General features: G+C 57.9%; 15 protein-coding genes. 8 read left to right on the forward strand and 7 right to left on the reverse strand.

All coding sequences use genetic code 11. The features are described 5' to 3' along the window. Positions 1–87: 87 nt before the first annotated feature. The 4 genes from K5845_RS03140 to K5845_RS03155 are packed head-to-tail and all read right to left on the reverse strand — an operon-like array spanning position 88 to position 5,261. A complete protein-coding gene (locus K5845_RS03140; protein ID WP_052743722.1) occupies positions 88–675 on the reverse strand; it encodes a sarcosine oxidase subunit gamma in 588 nt (195 codons plus the stop codon). Next, positions 668–3,673 (reverse strand): sarcosine oxidase subunit alpha family protein, encoded by a 3,006-nt coding sequence (locus K5845_RS03145; RefSeq protein ID WP_502814117.1) that lies wholly within the window; start codon positions 3,671–3,673, stop codon positions 668–670. The genes K5845_RS03140 and K5845_RS03145 overlap by 8 nt, the downstream gene beginning before the upstream one ends. Then, the gene (locus K5845_RS03150) at positions 3,673–3,972 is read right to left on the reverse strand and encodes a sarcosine oxidase subunit delta (protein ID WP_287958377.1); all 300 of its coding nucleotides are present in this window, start codon (positions 3,970–3,972) and stop codon (positions 3,673–3,675) included. The genes K5845_RS03145 and K5845_RS03150 overlap by 1 nt, the downstream gene beginning before the upstream one ends. Before the next feature lie 26 nt (positions 3,973–3,998). After that, the gene (locus tag K5845_RS03155) at positions 3,999–5,261 is read right to left on the reverse strand and encodes a sarcosine oxidase subunit beta family protein (RefSeq protein ID WP_046480004.1); all 1,263 of its coding nucleotides are present in this window, start codon (positions 5,259–5,261) and stop codon (positions 3,999–4,001) included. Positions 5,262–5,301: 40 nt separating this feature from the next. Here K5845_RS03155 and K5845_RS03160 point away from each other — a divergent pair, with 40 nt between their 5' ends. After that, complete coding sequence (locus tag K5845_RS03160; protein WP_287958378.1) at positions 5,302–6,336, forward strand: LysR family transcriptional regulator; 1,035 nt, start codon at positions 5,302–5,304, stop codon at positions 6,334–6,336. Between the two features lie 8 nt (positions 6,337–6,344). On the opposite strand, the gene K5845_RS03165 is transcribed toward K5845_RS03160, so the two are convergent. Next, positions 6,345–7,976, reverse strand: a complete 1,632-nt coding sequence (locus K5845_RS03165; protein WP_046477273.1) for an FMN-binding glutamate synthase family protein — start codon at positions 7,974–7,976, stop codon at positions 6,345–6,347. Positions 7,977–8,174: 198 nt separating this feature from the next. On the opposite strand from K5845_RS03165, the gene K5845_RS03170 reads away from it, so the two are divergent. The 7 genes from K5845_RS03170 (at position 8,175) to K5845_RS03200 (ending at position 15,077) form a co-directional block, all read left to right on the forward strand. After that, positions 8,175–9,077 (forward strand): SDR family NAD(P)-dependent oxidoreductase, encoded by a 903-nt coding sequence (locus tag K5845_RS03170; protein WP_052743721.1) that lies wholly within the window; start codon positions 8,175–8,177, stop codon positions 9,075–9,077. A 752-nt stretch (positions 9,078–9,829) separates the two neighbouring features. After that, on the forward strand, positions 9,830–10,357 hold the full coding sequence (locus tag K5845_RS03175; RefSeq protein WP_052743720.1) for a hypothetical protein: 528 nt from the start codon (positions 9,830–9,832) through the stop codon (positions 10,355–10,357). A 13-nt stretch (positions 10,358–10,370) separates the two neighbouring features. After that, positions 10,371–11,066 (forward strand): MotA/TolQ/ExbB proton channel family protein, encoded by a 696-nt coding sequence (locus K5845_RS03180; RefSeq protein ID WP_046480001.1) that lies wholly within the window; start codon positions 10,371–10,373, stop codon positions 11,064–11,066. Continuing rightward, a complete protein-coding gene (locus K5845_RS03185) occupies positions 11,066–11,563 on the forward strand; it encodes an ExbD/TolR family protein (protein WP_046477272.1) in 498 nt (165 codons plus the stop codon). Before K5845_RS03180 ends, K5845_RS03185 begins: the two co-directional genes overlap by 1 nt. Before the next feature lie 9 nt (positions 11,564–11,572). Further along, positions 11,573–12,352, forward strand: a complete 780-nt coding sequence (locus tag K5845_RS03190; RefSeq protein WP_090226994.1) for a TonB family protein — start codon at positions 11,573–11,575, stop codon at positions 12,350–12,352. Positions 12,353–12,434: 82 nt separating this feature from the next. Beyond that, on the forward strand, positions 12,435–14,570 hold the full coding sequence (locus K5845_RS03195) for a molybdopterin-containing oxidoreductase family protein (RefSeq protein WP_287958379.1): 2,136 nt from the start codon (positions 12,435–12,437) through the stop codon (positions 14,568–14,570). 156 nt (positions 14,571–14,726) lie between these two features. Further along, entirely contained in the window at positions 14,727–15,077 is a 351-nt protein-coding gene (locus K5845_RS03200) for a hypothetical protein (protein WP_287958380.1), read from the forward strand. Positions 15,078–15,120: 43 nt separating this feature from the next. Here the strand turns inward: K5845_RS03200 and K5845_RS03205 are convergent, their stop codons facing one another. Next, positions 15,121–15,879 (reverse strand): SDR family oxidoreductase, encoded by a 759-nt coding sequence (locus tag K5845_RS03205; RefSeq protein ID WP_046477263.1) that lies wholly within the window; start codon positions 15,877–15,879, stop codon positions 15,121–15,123. A 138-nt stretch (positions 15,880–16,017) separates the two neighbouring features. Next, a complete protein-coding gene (locus K5845_RS03210; RefSeq protein ID WP_046480000.1) occupies positions 16,018–16,935 on the reverse strand; it encodes a 3-hydroxybutyryl-CoA dehydrogenase in 918 nt (305 codons plus the stop codon). Positions 16,936–16,950 lie beyond the last annotated feature (15 nt).

Genomic DNA, 16,950 nt, shown 5'->3' on the forward strand with positions numbered 1-16,950 from the left:
GCCCGATGGAGAACAATTCCAGTACGTCTGGTTAGGGCAACGCTCAGTATTTCGCAAGACTTACCGCAGCTTTGCGGTTTTTTGAGCCTACAATAAACTATCACTATTTTGATACTCAGCGCTTGCACGCTCCATCCAGCGCCACAGGCTATCTGCATAGGTGCGGGGGACCGCCAGTTCAAAGGTCGGCTTCTCATCCGTTTGCCAAATGTGCATACCGACATGTGAAATCGCCGTCGCGGCGGCGTCACCAGTCGTAAACACGCGCGGATGCAGATCGATAGAGACACCCTTGGCCAGAAGGTCGCGTGCGCGACGTCCAGACACCGCAACTATAGCGCGAGCATCGCTGTGGTCGACGACGGCAGCATAGCCACCAAAGTCGGCCCGCATGATTTGTTCCAGATCAGGAACAGCCGCGACGTCGGACATCAACAACCATTGGTGCCGACCGGCCCACACGACAGCTAAGCCATCTTTTTCGACGCGAGCCGGCTTCATCGGCAGATCCAGGCCGTAGACCGCGCGAAACGCCAAAACGAGCGATTCCGTTTCTCTTTCCCGAGCCGTTATCCCAACGATCTGCACGTTCTCACGCGCGACGATCCTAACCTGATCCGCACGCTCGATAGACGGCGCGGGGAACGCGGGCAAAGTTATCAATTGATCAACCACGCAGCTTCTCTCCACTGGGATCGAAAAACTCCGGGGAGACGACCTTGGCCAGGATGTCACGCCCACGCAGGGGATCACAAACGCCGACAATCTCTCCCACTCGTTCAGGGCCCCTCTTCAACAGGCCGAGTGCGATTGTGTGCCCCAGTATGGGGGAAAACGCGGCTGAGGTGACGTGGCCTTCATCGTTTGCAGCCGTTCGGTGCGCCTTCTGCGGCAGAAGATGTGCACCAGCAGAAATTTTGTGTTTGGGATTGATGGGGCGCAACCCGACAAGCCTGGGGCGATCAGGATCCATAAGACCACTCCGGCTGCCCAGCGTGCGGCCAATAAAATCCTTACGGTCCGACATCATGCGCCCCAGACCTAGATCGTATGCTGTGGTCGTGCCGTTCATTTCTGCCGCGCCGAGATGGCCTTTCTCAATGCGCATGACGCCCATGGCTTCGGTGCCATAGGCGGTTCCGTCGAACTCTTCGGTGGCCGTCATGAGCCGACGGATGAGGGCATCGCCGTATCGGCTTGGCACTGCGATCTCGTAAGCGCGCTCGCCGGAAAACGAGAGTCTAAACAAACGCGCCTTGAGGCCTCCGCAAATGGCCACCTCGACCGCAGCCATGTAAGGGAACGCGGCATCGGAAATATCGAATTCGGAATCGACAATCTTACGCAGCAGGTCACGAGACTTTGGTCCCGCCATAGAGAACTGGGCCCACTGGTCAGTAACGGGTGCTAGCTGAACATCCAAGTCCGGCCACAGGCACTGACGGCAGAACTCAAGATGCTGAAGAACCTTGGCCGCGTTGCCTGTTGTCGTGGTCATAAGGAAGTGATGCTCGCCCAACCGCGCGGTGGTGCCATCATCCAGAACCATACCGTCTTCGCGCAGCATGACGCCGTAGCGCGCTCGGCCTACAGCGAGCGAGCCCCAGTTATTGATGTAGACGCTCTCCAAAAACTTTATGGCGTCGCGTCCCTGGACATCGATTTTGCCGAGCGTCGAGACATCACAGATGCCAACGGCGTTTCGCGTGGTGTCCACTTCACGAAAGACCGTTTCCTGCCAGTCTCTTTCTCCGGGTCTCGGAAAGTACTGGGGGCGGAGCCATAGGCCAGCCTGCGTGAAGACGGCGCCTTGTTCGCGCGCCCATTGGTAGGACGGCGGCAGACGCTCCGGCTTAAAATCCCGACCTCGATGCGCGCCGCCCAAAGCTCCTATTGCGACAGGCGTATAGGGTGGACGCGCCGTCGTCGTGCCGACCGCCGGTATGGTGCTCTCAGTCAATGCCGCCATGATTGCCAGAGCGTTTACGTTGGACGTCTTACCCTGGTCCGTCCCCATGCCGAGGGTGGTGTATCGCTTGAGGTGTTCGACCGCCGCGAAGCCTTCCCGATGCGCCAACACGACATCGTCTGTTGTGACGTCATGCTGAAAATCAACGAAGGCTTTGCCCTTCGTTTCAGGCACGCGCCATAGCGGTGCAATGCTCGAGGCTTCGGGTGTCGTGGAATAGGATCGTGCTTCAACGGCGGGACGTCCGGCTTCATGGGCCGCTTCGATTCCGAGTTGCGCGCCAGAAGCGAGCGCTTCGGCCAAGGTGAGCAATCCGTTCGCCGCGCCTGCGACGGCCATTCCCGGCGGCAACGCGCTCGGTACGAACGCGGCTATCGTTTCGTTCCAATGCGGACGCGCGTTGAGATGTGTTGCCAGTTGGAGATTGGGATTCCACCCCCCTGACATGGCGATCAGATCGCAAGGCAGGTTGCGAATTTCGCCGTCGGCCGTTCTCACCGTTGCGCCGGTGATGTGGCGCGTGCCGGTGGTGGTCTCAACATGTCCACCGAGTATCGCGTCAACGCCGGCTTCGGAGAGTACCGCCAGAACGGCGGGAGACAGCTCTTTGCGCGAGTCGACATAGGCGACGACCTCCGCACCTGCGCGCTGAATGTCCGCAATCGTTGTGATCGCGTCATCGTTGTTGGCAAAAACAGCCGCACGGCGCCCTGGAACGACACCAAACCGGTTGATGTAGGTGCGCACGGCTCCTGCCAACATGACGCCGGGTCGGTCGTTTTCGCCGAACACCATTGGCCGCTCAGTAGCGCCGGATGCGAGGACGACACGCTTGGCAATGATCCGCCACAAACGTTGCCGAGGTTGGTGTTGCGGCGGGACCGGAAGATGATCGCTGACGCGCTCCAGCGCACCATAGGTTCGGCCATCGTAAACGCCGAAGACAGTGGTGCGGGTCAGCACCCGGACTTCGTTGGTCGAACGCAGCTTCTCTTGGGCGTGTTTCGCCCACACCGCTGACGGCATCTCGTCGATGGTGCGTTTTTCGGCCAGGCAGCGACCGCCGAGTTCGGGGTTTTCGTCTGCGATGATGACGCGCGCCCCCGCGCTCGCCGCAGACAAAGCTGCGGCCAGTCCAGCAGGGCCACCGCCGATCACGAGCACATCGCAATGCGCCGTGACCTTGTCGTAGCTGTCAGGGTCAGCCTCGCTCGCGGCGCGGCCCAAGCCTGCAGCACGCCGGATCACCGGCTCATATAGTTTCTCCCAAAACGCGGCCGGCCACATAAAGGTCTTGTAATAGAACCCAGCGGACAGGACCGAACCGGCGAGCTGGTTGATGGACAAGACGTCGAAAGCGAGCGACGGCCAACGGTTCTGGCTCGATGCCTCCAGGCCATCGTACAGCTCCACCGTCGTTGCCTTGGTGTTGGGTTCGCGTCGGTTGCCAGTCCGTAGCTCAACCAGTGCGTTCGGCTCCTCCGAACCGGCTGACAGAATTCCCCGCGGGCGATGATACTTGAACGAGCGGCCAACAAGCCGAACACCGTTCGCAAGCAATGCCGAGGCTAGCGTATCGCCAGGATGGCCTTCGTAGATGCGCCCGTCGAATGTGAAGGTAATTGTACGCGTGGTATCGATCGATCCCATGCCCGGGACGCGAAACGATTGCGACGCCTCCTTGCTAGCATCACGCTCCGACATCAGGACCGCTCCCCATCAGCGGCTGCCCCCTCGGGCGCACCGCCGTCAACGGCGCGGCACGTTGCATATATCTCGTGGGTTCGGGTATCGCGCTCAGCGACAATCCAGGTGCGGCATCCCAGGCCGTGATACCAGAGTTCGCGGTGGAAACCGCTCGGGTTCGTGCGCTCGTAAACGTAGGCGATGAACTTCGCGGCAGCCTCCTCGTCCTGCGGGTCAGGCCGGCGAAGGTCAGCGTCACCGTAGTAAACAAACTCATCAAGGCTACGCTCCCCGCAGCAGGGGCAATTGATCCGCATGGCTGCGCCTTCCTCGTGAATTTCGCCTAGTGAAGATTTGGATAGGGGCCCATGCCCTTCTCATCGATGGCATGACCAGTGGCAAAGCGATCGAGCCGATAGCCGCGCGCAACGTCATGGGGTTCGTCACACGACAGGAGGTGGGCAAAACATAAACCGGCAGCAGGGGTTGCTTTGAACCCGCCATAGCACCAGCCGGCATTGAGATAGAGCCCCTCAACAGGCGTACGGTCGATGATCGGACTGCCATCCATCGACATGTCCACCAGACCGCCCCATTGCCGGAGCATGCGTACGCGACCGAGCCGCGGCATCAATGCCATGCCTCCTTCACAGACGTCCTCCATGACAGGGAGATTTCCGCGTTGGGCGTAGCTATTGTAGCCATCGATATCGCCCCCGAAGACGAGGCCACCCTTGTCAGATTGGCTGATATAGAAGTGCCCAGCGCCGAACGTTACGACGCCACCTACGAACGGCTTGACCGCCTCGCTAACAAATGCCTGCAGCACATGACTTTCGATTGGCAGACGTAAACCTGCCATCGCTGCGACACGCGAAGAGCTTCCCGCAACGGAAACACCGATTTGGCGCGCGCCGATATAGCCGCGGCTGGTGTCGAGCCCCATCGCCCGGCCGCCGTCCACGCGAATACCGATGACTTCGCAGTTCTGAATGATGTCGACACCTAATCGATCGGCGGCACGTGCATAGCCCCATGCCACGGCGTCGTGGCGGACAGTTCCACCTCGGCGCTGCAGAAGCCCTCCGCGTATCGGGAAACGCGCGTTCTCAAAATCCAAGAAGGGCACGAGCCGACGTACTTTAGCGGCGTCCAGCAGTTCGGCGTCCACACCATGCAGCCGCATAGCGTTGCCCCGCCGCGCATACGCATCGCGTTGTGCATCAGAATGATAAAGGTTGAGCACACCGCGCTGGCTCACCATCGCGTTGTAGTTGATATCCTGCTCGAGCCCTTCCCAGAGCTTCATGGAGAGTTCGTAGAAGGGGACGTTACCGGGCAGCAAATAGTTCGAGCGGATGATCGTCGTATTACGGCCGACGTTCCCAGAGCCAATCCAGCCCTTTTCGACGACGGCAATGCGGCGTCTGCCGTACTGGCTCGCCAGATAGTACGCCGTTGCGAGACCATGTCCGCCACCGCCGACAATTACGACATCGTATGCAGGCTTGGGGGCAACGTCGCGCCAAACGGGCTTCCAACCGGTGTTTCCGCGCCAGGCCTGTCGTAGGATCGAAAAAATCGAATAGCGATCGTTCGTCGTCATCGGACGTCTCTTTATGACTGCGCGGTTGTGTGGAGCTTTCTTGAACTTCATATCCCCGCAAGCATTTGCGCGCGATATAAGCGTTACTTATAGTATGCGCATGGCTCCAAGACTTGGCACGCTACCGTTTGACTTGCGTTCACTCGAAATTTTCCTGGCTGTCTGTGAAACAGGCACGATGGCGGCGGCAGCGCGCGCGCTATCGCTCACACAGCCTGCGGTTTCTTTGGCTGTCGGCGATCTTGAAGAGCGTATGGGGCTGAAATTATTCGATCGCAGCGTCCGACCCCTGGCGCTCACCTCTGCCGGTTCCGTGCTGCGCGACCGCGCAGTTATGCTCCTGACTGATGCCCGCGAGATCGCCCCGCTGTTAAACGAAGCGGTGAAAAAGCGATTGCCGCGGCTGAGGATCGGGCTGGTCGATTCGATATCGCGGGAACTCACTGGCGTTATTGCGGATACGCTGAGCAGCCGGGCCGATGATGTCTCAATCCTTTCAGGGCTCACAGCCAATCACAGCATCGCCCTTCTGACACGCCACCTCGATATTTTCTGCGGCGTCGATGATATGGAAGAGGTCGATGGTCTTGAGCGCTGGCCTTTGTTTACCGAGCCCTACATTCTCCTGATGCCACGAGGGGATCCTATCCCGAACACTCTCGCTGGCCTCGTTGAACTCGCGCAAACGCGTCCGCTCATTCGCTACAGCGGACGCTCGAAAACCGGCATTGAAATAGAACGGCATCTGCGGCGCCTCGGAATTCATCCGGCGCGCCATATCGAATTCGACGCTCCGTATGGCGTTTCCGCGCGTGTCGGCGCGGACGCAGGGTTTGCGATCACGACGCCTTTATGTCTGGCTGAGTCGGGCCTTGCGGCTTCAGTGCAGGCCGCGTCACTGCCCGGCCCCAAGTTCCAGAGGACGATCACCCTGATTGCGCGGCGCCGTGAGTTGGGACGAATCCCTCAGGACCTTGCCCTCAAGGCCAGAGCCACGCTTGCGAAGAAGACCATTCCGCGTCTGAGCGCGCAGATGACGTGGCTCGCTGATCAGTTCCATACTTACGCTGAATAGCTTGCCAACTATCCCGCGGGATGCTGGTCAAACCGATCGGGTCGCGACATGTTCCAGGCCTCGCGGAATCTTGGATCGTCTGTTCCGTCCAATAGCTCGCCGTTCTTTAAGGTCGGGTACAGCTGGGAAAAGGTGATGTATTCCCGCTGTGAGACGCGCCGATAGAAATGATGGGCAGAGAGCTGCTGCGAGTGCGTCAACCCGGCTGCACCAACCAGCTCTGCCAAAGCCTTCACAGTTGCGTCCTGGAATCTGCGTACGCGTTCCGCTTTGTCCGGAACGACAACCGCGCGCCAACGTGCAGGATCCTGGCTCGTCACTCCGACCGGACACTTATCGGTATGGCACGCCTGAGCCTGGATACAGCCGACGGCAAACATGAATCCGCGCGCGGAATTGCACCAGTCGGCACCAAGCGACATCGCCCGCGCCATATCGAAGCCACTGATGATTTTACCGCTGGCCCCCAGTTTCACACGCTGGCGGAATCCGACACCGACAAGCGCGTTATGCGCAAAAGACAATCCATCGCGCAGCGGCATGCCGATGTGATCGACGAACTCCAATGGTGCGGCCCCGGTACCCCCTTCCTTTCCGTCGATAACAATGAAGTCGGGCGGCGCACCGGTTTCCAACATTGCTTTTACGAGCGCCAGAAACTCCCAGGGATGACCCAAGCATAGTTTTATCCCGACGGGCTTTCCACCTGAGAGGCGGCGAAGCTCAGCTAGGAAAAGCATCAGTTCGATCGGCGTTGAAAAGGCACTGTGGTACGCTGGCGAAATGCAATCAAACCCCATCGGGATTCCGCGAGCTTCGGAAATCTCTTCGCTGACTTTCGCTGCCGGGAGAACGCCGCCGTGGCCTGGCTTCGCGCCTTGGCTTAGCTTCACTTCAATCATTTTGATCTGATCAAGAGCGGCTGTATCGGCGAAACGCTCGGGGCAAAAATTACCGTGTTCGTCCCGGCATCCGAAGTACCCTGAGCCGATCTGCCAAACGAGATCGCCCTTATTCTCACAATGGTATCTGCTGACGGAGCCCTCGCCGGTGGTGTGCGCGAAATTTCCGAGTTCCGCACCTCGGTTCAGAGCGCGGATGGCATTGGGGCTGAGAGCGCCAAAGCTCATGCCCGAGATGTTCAGCACAGACGCCGAGTAAGGTTGAGCGCAATCAGGGCCGCCAACGAGCACGCGCAACGATTCCGCGCTAACGTCCTTGGGCACCATCGAATGCGTCAGCCATTCGTAACTGTCCTCGTACACGTTGTACTGGGTTCCGAAGGGGCGCTTGTCGAGCGCGCTCTTGGCGCGCTGGTAGACGATGGCGCGCTGATCGCGGCTGAAGGGTCGGCCGTCTTTCTCACCCTCGAAGAAGTACTGGCGCATCTCCGGCCGTATCTCTTCGAAAATGAAGCGCAGGTGCGCGAGAAGAGGATAGTTTCGCAAAATCGCGTGGCGCGTCTGGGTGATATCACGCAGTCCGATGAGCGAAAGAGCCGCAAAGCCCGCCAGAGGTACAATCAAAATTGCACGCCAATCCGCTGCGAAATACGCAAGAATGGCGAACAGGACGGACAAGAAGAGCGTTAAAGTGAGCGCGAGATATCGAGGAGCAAATGGTTGCAGAAGTAATTGCATGTGTTCAGCTCTTAAAATTTCAGGTCCTGAGTCCATGATCAGCGAGCACGTGCTCACGAGCGGATGTCCAACCCCTGTCTATCTCAACAACGACACCTATACCCGATGCCGCTTGTCAGGTTCGTGAAGCACTCCTCGATAACACCAGACGCGGGTGCGGACCTGACGTCCGTTAGCCACAACAGCTAGGCAATTTGAATGAGATTACCTGGGATTGTTGATGTCAGACTGGCGCATCGTGCGCGTGTTTCCCTTGAGGCTGTCGCGGCGGTGCGCGGCCTCACCCCAGCCGTCGTCATTACCGGCGGGTCGAAAGGTATAGGCCTCGCTCTGGCAAAGCGGTTTGCGAAAACCGGCAAGCCCGTGGCCATTGTGGCACGGGGCGCTGAAGCTCTGTCGTTGGCTGTCGACGAAATCGCAGCAGCAACCGGCCAACGGCCCCTTGCGATACCACTCGATATCACCGTTGAGGATTCAGGCGCTCAGATCGATAAAGCGCTCTTAGCGGCAGACCTATACCTCGACATTCTCGTCAACTGCGCTGGCATGGGCTTGTCGGGCCGGTTCGCAGAGCAAGAGACGGCGGATATCGAACGCCTCATTGCATTGAACATTTCAACCCTAACGCGCCTGACGCATCATGCGGTGGGTAGCATGTCACCTCGCGGGCGGGGTGGCATTATCAACGTCGCGTCTTTTGCAGGGTTCGTTCCGGGTCCTTATCAGGCGATGTACTACGCCAGCAAAGCGTTCGTCATTTCGCTCAGCCAATCGCTGGCGCAAGAGGAAGCCGGGACCGGTGTCCGCATCACGGCTGTAGCCCCCGGCCCGGTCGATACGGATTTTCATGCCGACATGGGAGCTGAGAACGCGCTCTACCGGCGGCTGCCCATGTCGATGTCGGCTGACGCCGTAGCAGCCAGTATCTATCGCGGTTACAGCATGGGGCATCGGCTTATCGTGCCAGGGCTACTCAACCGGGCGCTCGCGGCAGTGATCGGGGTGTTTCCTTATCCTGTCATTGCACCGGTCATGAGTTGGCTTTTGTGGCCCGGAGAAAGAGACGTCGAAAGCCCAACGGACAAACCGGATTCCAAGTGATTCACTTAACAAACGGGCTTTTCAGGCAATTTTTTTGGCCTTTTTCGCAAAACCGCAACGATTATTGGCGTAAACTGCCTCAGCACCATGAGTTAGGTATTGCGTATCGGGTGCCAACGTTGAGGTGCGTATGCTGCCGGGCTTCGTGGCCAGGGTGTCAATGCCGCTTCCCGTAAAGGGCCGCTCTTAAGCGGCCTTTTTTGGTTTTGGCATGGAGCCGCGCGAGTCGGATTGCCCTTATCAACGCGCATCTTGCCGAGGGTCCATGTCTCGGATTGCATCAGCAGCAGCGATCATTAGGGAATATTTCCCATATATGGTTGGGAATATTTCCCAACCCGCACAGCGGCGATCAAGTTGAATTGCTTCATATATTCGATGTGCGTTACGACTGCTCTGGAGATGTTAAGCTTCGTTGAGCTCGTAGCTTCTCGTCCCCTCCGTCGGGATCAATTGGTTTGCAGAATCGGGCTCTTAAGCCGACAAGCGGTTGTTCGCTGACGCAATTCAGCGCTCGGTTAATTGCTCCAACTATGCCCAACTTCATAGGCATGAGGATGGGACACGGCACCCGCAAAGGATGTTTACGGTTATTGATGTGCTCTGAAATAGGCGGCATCTATGTTGCGCTCTACAGAACACTCGGGCTATCGATTAGTTGCGCTCGTTCCGGTCAGTCGGTTCGAATTACTTGAAAAAATCTATGTTCACCGGCGCCCGCGCCCAAGCGAGCCCACGAAGGGAGGATCAGAGTGAGCCACAAGCAGTTTCAATGTGACGTTCGTTCATTCCTGCGCAACGTCGCGGATTCGGGATCTTGGCGTCTTGCGTTCTTGAGCGCACTGGCCGCGTGCCTGACGGCCTTCGCACCACTTTCAACGATGGCACAGGACCAACAAGAGCCTGCGAAGGCCGCGCCCTCTACGGAAAACGGTCAAATTGAAGTTGAGCTCAACAAGCTCGAAACGATTGACACCGGCTGCCGTATCTACGTTGTGGTCAACAACAAATCGGATACCGAGTTCAAGACCTTGAAACTCGATCTCGTGTTGTTCCGCACGGACGGAATTGTCGACCAGAGGTTCTTTGTCGACCTTGCGCCACTGCGCAAAGAAAAGCGGATCGTAAAGCTGTTCGAACTCAGCAAAGTTGCATGCAACGACATTGGCAGCTTCCTCGTCAACGACGTCGTGGAATGCCGCAACACGACGGAAAGCGTCGACAACTGCCTATCGCGCATGTCGGTGTCCTCGCTCGCTAAAGCCAAACTCTCCAAGTAACGCGTCAAAGAGGATAAAGCAGGTGGGTGAAACTTCCGCGGCTGCTCACGATCTCTCAATAATCGGTTTGGTCCTGAACGCGGATATCGTCGTTCAGTCGGTCATGGCCGGTCTCGTCCTGGCCTCCATCGCTTGCTGGGCAATCATTTTCGAGAAAATCATCCGCATGTCGTCTGTGCGCCGCGCACGCCGGGAGCTCGAAGCCGCTGCGAAGGGCGAAGGCTTCACCGGACATGAGCGTAGCCGGATCGCACGGGCGATCCATGCTGCCGCTTATGCGGAAGCAACTGAGGGTGCTGCGCCGGATGAGAGCCAGAACGACCGTCGCGCACGCCTTGAGCGCGCGATGCGAACCGCGATGAGAAGTGAATTGAAGCGCATCGAAGGCGGTTTGCCGTTCCTCGCTACGATCGGCTCGGCTGCACCCTTCATCGGTCTGTTCGGCACGGTATGGGGCATCATGAACAGCTTCACCGCTATCGCCCAGCAAAAGGACACCAGCCTTGCTGTGGTGGCGCCTGGCATTGCGGAGGCGCTATTTGCAACGGCGCTCGGTCTCGCTGCCGCTATTCCCGCCGTCATGGCCTATAACCAGTTCGCGGTGGGGCTTGGAGGCGCGTCGGAAAAACTAAGCATTTCGATCGCGGTTCTCGCCAAGAAAATGGCACGGCGTGGACAGAGACCCGGAGCGCGGGAGGAGGCTGCCTAATGGGAGCTTCAATCAACCCGATTTCTAACGACGATGATGAGGCTGCCTATCGGCCCCTCGCCGAGATCAACATAACGCCGATGGTCGACGTTATGCTCGTGTTGCTGATCATCTTCATGGTTGCTGCGCCACTGATGGTTGCCGGTGTTCCGGTTGAGCTGCCAAACACCTCGGCGGCTCGCTTGAGCCAGCCCAAAACTCCAATGATCGTCACCCTGGACGCGGAGGGAGCGCTCTATATCCGAGAGGATCCCGTCGCACCGGAACGACTTGTGAGCCAGCTCGAACAGCTCCGCGCGCAGGAAGGCGACACTGTCGTTTACGTTCGGGCGGACAAATCGCGCGCCTATGGGGATGTGATGCAGTTGCTCGGCCGCGTCGGAGAAAGCGGCTACCAACGCGTTTCATTGCTGTCTCAGCCATCGCCATCGACCGGTAGCCGCGTGCTGGATGCACCGGCGAGTGCACCCGGGAACGATGCCGCTACGCAGAATTGAGATTGATGTATGGGCGGATTGAGACTTGCAACGTGGGCAATTTCGTTGGCGCTGCATGCCGCCCTAGCATTGCCGTTCCTTACCTGGGCCGGCGGAGATCAATCTGCTTTTGAAGAAGGTGTCGGCGCCGATCTTTTAAAGATCGAGCAGGGGCTTGCCTTGGAAGGGGTTGCCCAAACCGGAATGGACGCTCAGAACGTCGAAGCGATCGAGGGGCAAACTGCGGTTGCATCGCAAGCGGTTCCCGAGACCATCGAAGAACTGAAGCCGGAAGAGCCGCCACAGGAAGAACCGCCACCAGATCAGCCCGAAGTCAAAGACGTTCCTGAGCTGACCGACGTCATCACCGCGAAGGCCGAACAGGTTGAGGAATCGGTCGTGACCGAAGAGGTGCGGCCAGAGCCCATTAAAGAAATCAAGCCTCAACAAATCGCGGCCGCGGCAAGTGTCGAAGAGATATCGGTCAAGGAGCTAAAGGCCGCCGCGCAGGCACAAGAAGGTGGGGATGCGAGCGCTCGCACTGCTTACCTCGGTAAGCTTCAAAGACACATCAGTGCGCACAAGGTCAATCCGCGTACAAATCGGCGCGGCACGGTGATCGTACGCTTTACAGTCTCTCCGACAGGGCAATTGCTGTCGCGCGAAATTACAAAAAGCTCTGGCTCCGAGCAGCTCGACAAAGCGGCCCTTGCAGCCCTCGATAAAGCTGCGCCGTTCCCGCCGTTTCCAAAGGGCGTCGTGAATCGGGAACTGGCCGTTTCCGTTCCCTTTCGATTCCTGACCCGATAATTTCTTCGTCTCTTGCGCGGAAATGTCGCTCGTGTACTGTCCACCGTGAATTAAAATTCATGATCCTCACGGAGGTCGTACGATGAATGAACTGCCCAAGGGGAAGGTCTTTTTCGGCGGTTGCCCCCACGATTGTCCCGATACCTGCGCGATGATCTACGAGGTCGTGAATGACCGTCTCGTCGATGTCCGCGGCAACAAGAGCCACCCGATGACGCGCGGCGGCCTCTGCGTCAAGCTTAAGGACTATCACGACCACCACTACAATCCCGATCGCGTGCTTCATCCCTTGCGCCGTACAGGACCAAAGGGCAGTGGCGCTTATGAGCAGATCTCATGGGACGAAGCGCTCAGTGAAATTAAATCTCGCTGGGACGATATCATTGCCAAGTACGGATCTCAGGCAATCCTGCCGTACAGCTATCTCGGCAACGAAGGGCTCGTCCAGGGACTTACATCAGGCGATGCGTTCTTCAATCGGCTAGGTAGCAGCGTTTGCGAGAAGACGTTTTGCGCCTCGGGATCATCCACGGCTTGGCTGCTCACCGTCGGGCCCACGGGCGGCGTAGATCCAGAAAGCTTTGTGCACGCCAAGTACATCGTCATCTGGGCGTGCAATTCGATCTCCACCAATCTGCATCACTGGCCCTTCGTTTTAGAAGCACAGAAGAAGGGTGCGAAGGTTGTCGTGATCGACGCCTATCGCTCGCGAACTGCCAAGGCCGCCGATTGGCATATCTGTCCCAAGCCAGGCACAGACGGCGCATTGGCCATGGGCATCATCAACGCGATGATTGAACAAGACCTCGTCGATCAAGACTGGGTGGACAAGTATACCGTCGGCTTTCCCGAGCTGAAGGATCGTGCGCGTGATTTCACGCCGGAGTATGTCGAGCGGATTACCGGTGTCAGCGCAGCCGACATCTCAACATTCGCGCGGGAATTCGCAACGGCGCAGCCTTCTGTCATTCGCATGGGCGTCGCTCTGGAACGTCATCACGGCGGGGGCCAAACCATCCGCGCCGTATGTGCTATTCCGGCGCTGGCCGGTTCATGGCGGCATCTCGGAGGCGGCCTGTTACAGATGCCGCTTTGGGAGTTCCCAATTCATTGGGATCGCGTATGCCGCCCGGACTGGATCAAGCCCGACACCCAGGTCATTAACAATCTACGGCTGGGGCGCGCACTGACCGGCGAGATGGATCTCGACACGCCGATCATGAGCTTCTTCTGCTACAACACCAATCCTGTGAGCCAAGCTCCTGAGACGAACAAGATCGTGCAAGGTCTTCAACGGGAAGATCTGTTCACGGTGGTCTCCGAACATTTCGTCACCGACACCGCAAAGTATGCCGACATCATTCTCCCTGCGACCATGGCGGGCGAACACGATGACATGATGTTTTCGTGGGGGCACTTCTATTTCACCCTCAATCAGAAAGCGATCGAACCGCGCGGCGAAGCCATTTCCAATTCGGAGTTGTTCCGTCGTTTAGCCAGGACCATGGGGTTCGATGGCGATGATCGTCTGCTGATGTCGGATGCCGAGCAGATCGAACATTTCATCGATTGGTCATCACCAGCGATGGCCGGCAAGGGCATGGATTACTTCCGCGAGCATGGCTACTTCCATCTCGCGGTCGGAACACCGGACTATCGCTTGCCACATGCCGAAGGCAATTTCCCCACGGAGTCTGGCAAGGTTCAATTTCTCGTCGAGGGCGCAAAAAACTTCGTCGCGCCGCCGTTCCGGCACATGTACGAGGGCAGGCAAAGCGGGGAGGATGTCGATCCTTTGCCAGGTTTTGTCCCACCACGCGAGAGTGTGGACACAGCGCCCGATCTCGCGAAGCTTTATCCCCTCAACATCATCTCACCGAAGAGCCACGGGTTCCTCAATTCCTGCTACGCGAACGAAGAACACAAGATCAAAGGGCAGGGTGAGCAGTTCGTCATGATCAGCCCTTCGGATGCCGCCGCACGGCAGATCCGCGAAGGCGATCCTGTTCGCGTGTTCAACAAGCGCGGCGATTTCGAAGGATATGCTCGCGTGACCGATGACGTGCGCTCAGGCGTCGTCGTCGCGACGTTGGGTTATTGGCGCTCGCTGAACCGGTCCGACGGATCCGTGAACTCAATCTCCTCCGATGAGCACTGTGGGCTCGGAAACGCCCCGACATTCTCCGACAATCTCGTCGAGGTGGTTCGCGTCAACTGATTCGCATCGCCGACAGCACCGGCAGACTTTGCTGCCTTTCCGGTGCTGTCGGCCGCTGCGGAAACGCGCCTTCTTGGCCGCAAGCCTCGGGCAAGCAAGTATAGGTGAAGCTATTCCTCAACGTGACTTTGCCTAACGACAGAAGGCCCGAAGCCAATGCCTACGGAAGGGTTAGTGGGTCCCTATCAGCTTGATCATGAAACCATCGACAGGTTCGTGGCGGAGTCGTCCTGTGGTGTGTTTGTCATCGGCAATAAGGGCCAGGACGGAAAATTCTATATCGACCGCGTTGGCCGATCCGATACGAATTTACGGCAGGGTCTCTACGATTGCATCGGGACCGACGGCGCGTTCAAGTTTCGCATATTCAACGTCCCCAAAGATGCTTTCACGGTTGAATGCGACATCTTCCATGCGATCCATCCGCCGATGACGATCATGCATCCGGAACCGCCCACCGGCCAAAAGCTGCGCTGCCCCCATTGCCACGCATTGGACAACGCATAGCTCCGGAAACGAGCGCGCTCGTTGTGTGTGCTTCGGGTGGTGCTTAGCCGCGGCCTTCGTAAGGCATCGTCGTTGCCTTAATCGTCATAGAGAGGACGTTGGCGTCGAGCGGCAGATTCGCCATGAACAGGACGGCGTCGGCAACATGCTGGACGTCCATTCGGGCTTCAGGGCGCTTTTGGCCATCAGCTTGAAGTACGCCTTTGGCAAACGCTTCCGTCATCTCTGTCGCAGCATTTCCGATATCGATCTGCGAACACGCGATGTTGTGCTCGCGACCGTCCAGAGCAATCGATTTGGTGAGACCGCTAATGGCGTGTTTGGTTGCCGTATAAGGTGCGGTAAACGGCCGAGGCGTATGCGCTGAAATCGAGCCATTGTTGATGATGCGGCCGCCCTTCGGATCCTGTGACTTCATCAGCTGGATCGCTTCCTGGCAGCAGTAAAAGACGCCGGACAAATTGATATCGACGACTTTCCGCCATTGCTCGACCGTAAGTTCTTCCATTGGCACGGCGGGCGCGCCAACGCCTGCGTTGTTGAAGAGTACGTCCAACCTGCCAAAGGATTGATTCACACTCTTGAAGAGAGCCCGAACATCAAGCGGATCGGCTACATCCGTGGGGGCGATGAGCATCGTGTCTTCGGTTGCCTTCGCCATGGCCAACGTTTCTTCAAGAGGATCCTTTCGGCGTCCGGCGACTGCAACACGATAGCCCGCGTTATGAAGCGTGAGGGCGACGGCGCGCCCGATACCCGTACCAGCGCCCGTTACAACCGCAACCTTGCCCGCGTCAGCCATTGTCGTCTTCTCCCTCAATATCCAGTGTATGTTTTTGCGCCTGGATTATTTTGCACGAGACACGTACGCCTGAAGCGCGTGCTTCAGGCGTTGAAAGCCCAATGCAGGATATAGATATTTGCGAAATTCAGCGACGCTCTATCGCGTCGGAACCGGTGTTTCACCGCGGTAGTCGTAGAAGCCTCGCTTGGCCTTGCGGCCCACCCAACCAGCTTCGACGTATTTCACGAGCAGCGGACAGGGGCGATATTTCGAGTCCGCAAGACCTTCATAGAGCACCTGCATAACCGACAGGCAGGTATCAAGACCGATGAAGTCAGCCAGTTCCAATGGACCCATCGGATGATTAGCGCCGAGCCGCATCGCCGTATCGATCGAGTCAACAGTACCGACACCTTCGTAGAGCGTGTAGATGGCCTCGTTGATCATCGGCAGGAGGATACGGTTGACAATGAAGGCCGGGAAATCTTCAGAAACAGCGATCGTCTTGCCAAGTGAATGAACGAACTTGCGAGACGTATCGAACGTGTCATCCTCGGTTGCGATACCCCGGATCAGTTCGACCAGCTCCATCAACGGAACCGGGTTCATAAAGTGCATGCCGATAAATCGTTCAGGCCGGTCCGTGATTGCGGCAAGACGCGTTATCGAAATTGAGGACGTATTGCTGGCGATGATGGCCGTGGGATTTATGGCGGGGCAAAGCGCGGCGAAAATCTTACGCTTTACGCTCTCATCCTCAGTTGCCGCCTCGATGACAAGTTCGCAGTCGTAGAGATCCGAAAGGCTCTCCGCAAACTCAATACGGCTCAGCGCCTGCTCTTTATCTTCCTCAGTAATCAGCCCTTTGCTGATTTGGCGATCCAGATTGTGCCCAATAATCGCATGGGCGTTATCAAAAGCGTCGCGTTTAATGTCGTTGATAAGAACGCCGTAACCGGCCAGCGCCGAGACGTGGGCAATGCCATTGCCCATCTGTCCGGCGCCGATGATCCCGACTCTGTTAATCAAAGAGTCTTTGGGTTTTTCTCCAGTTGTCACGGCCTGTGGTTTCATTCTCGATGTCACAGC

It is taken from the genome of Filomicrobium sp., from assembly GCF_025698805.1.
In the GTDB taxonomy this organism is placed as follows: domain Bacteria; phylum Pseudomonadota; class Alphaproteobacteria; order Rhizobiales; family Hyphomicrobiaceae; genus Filomicrobium; species Filomicrobium insigne.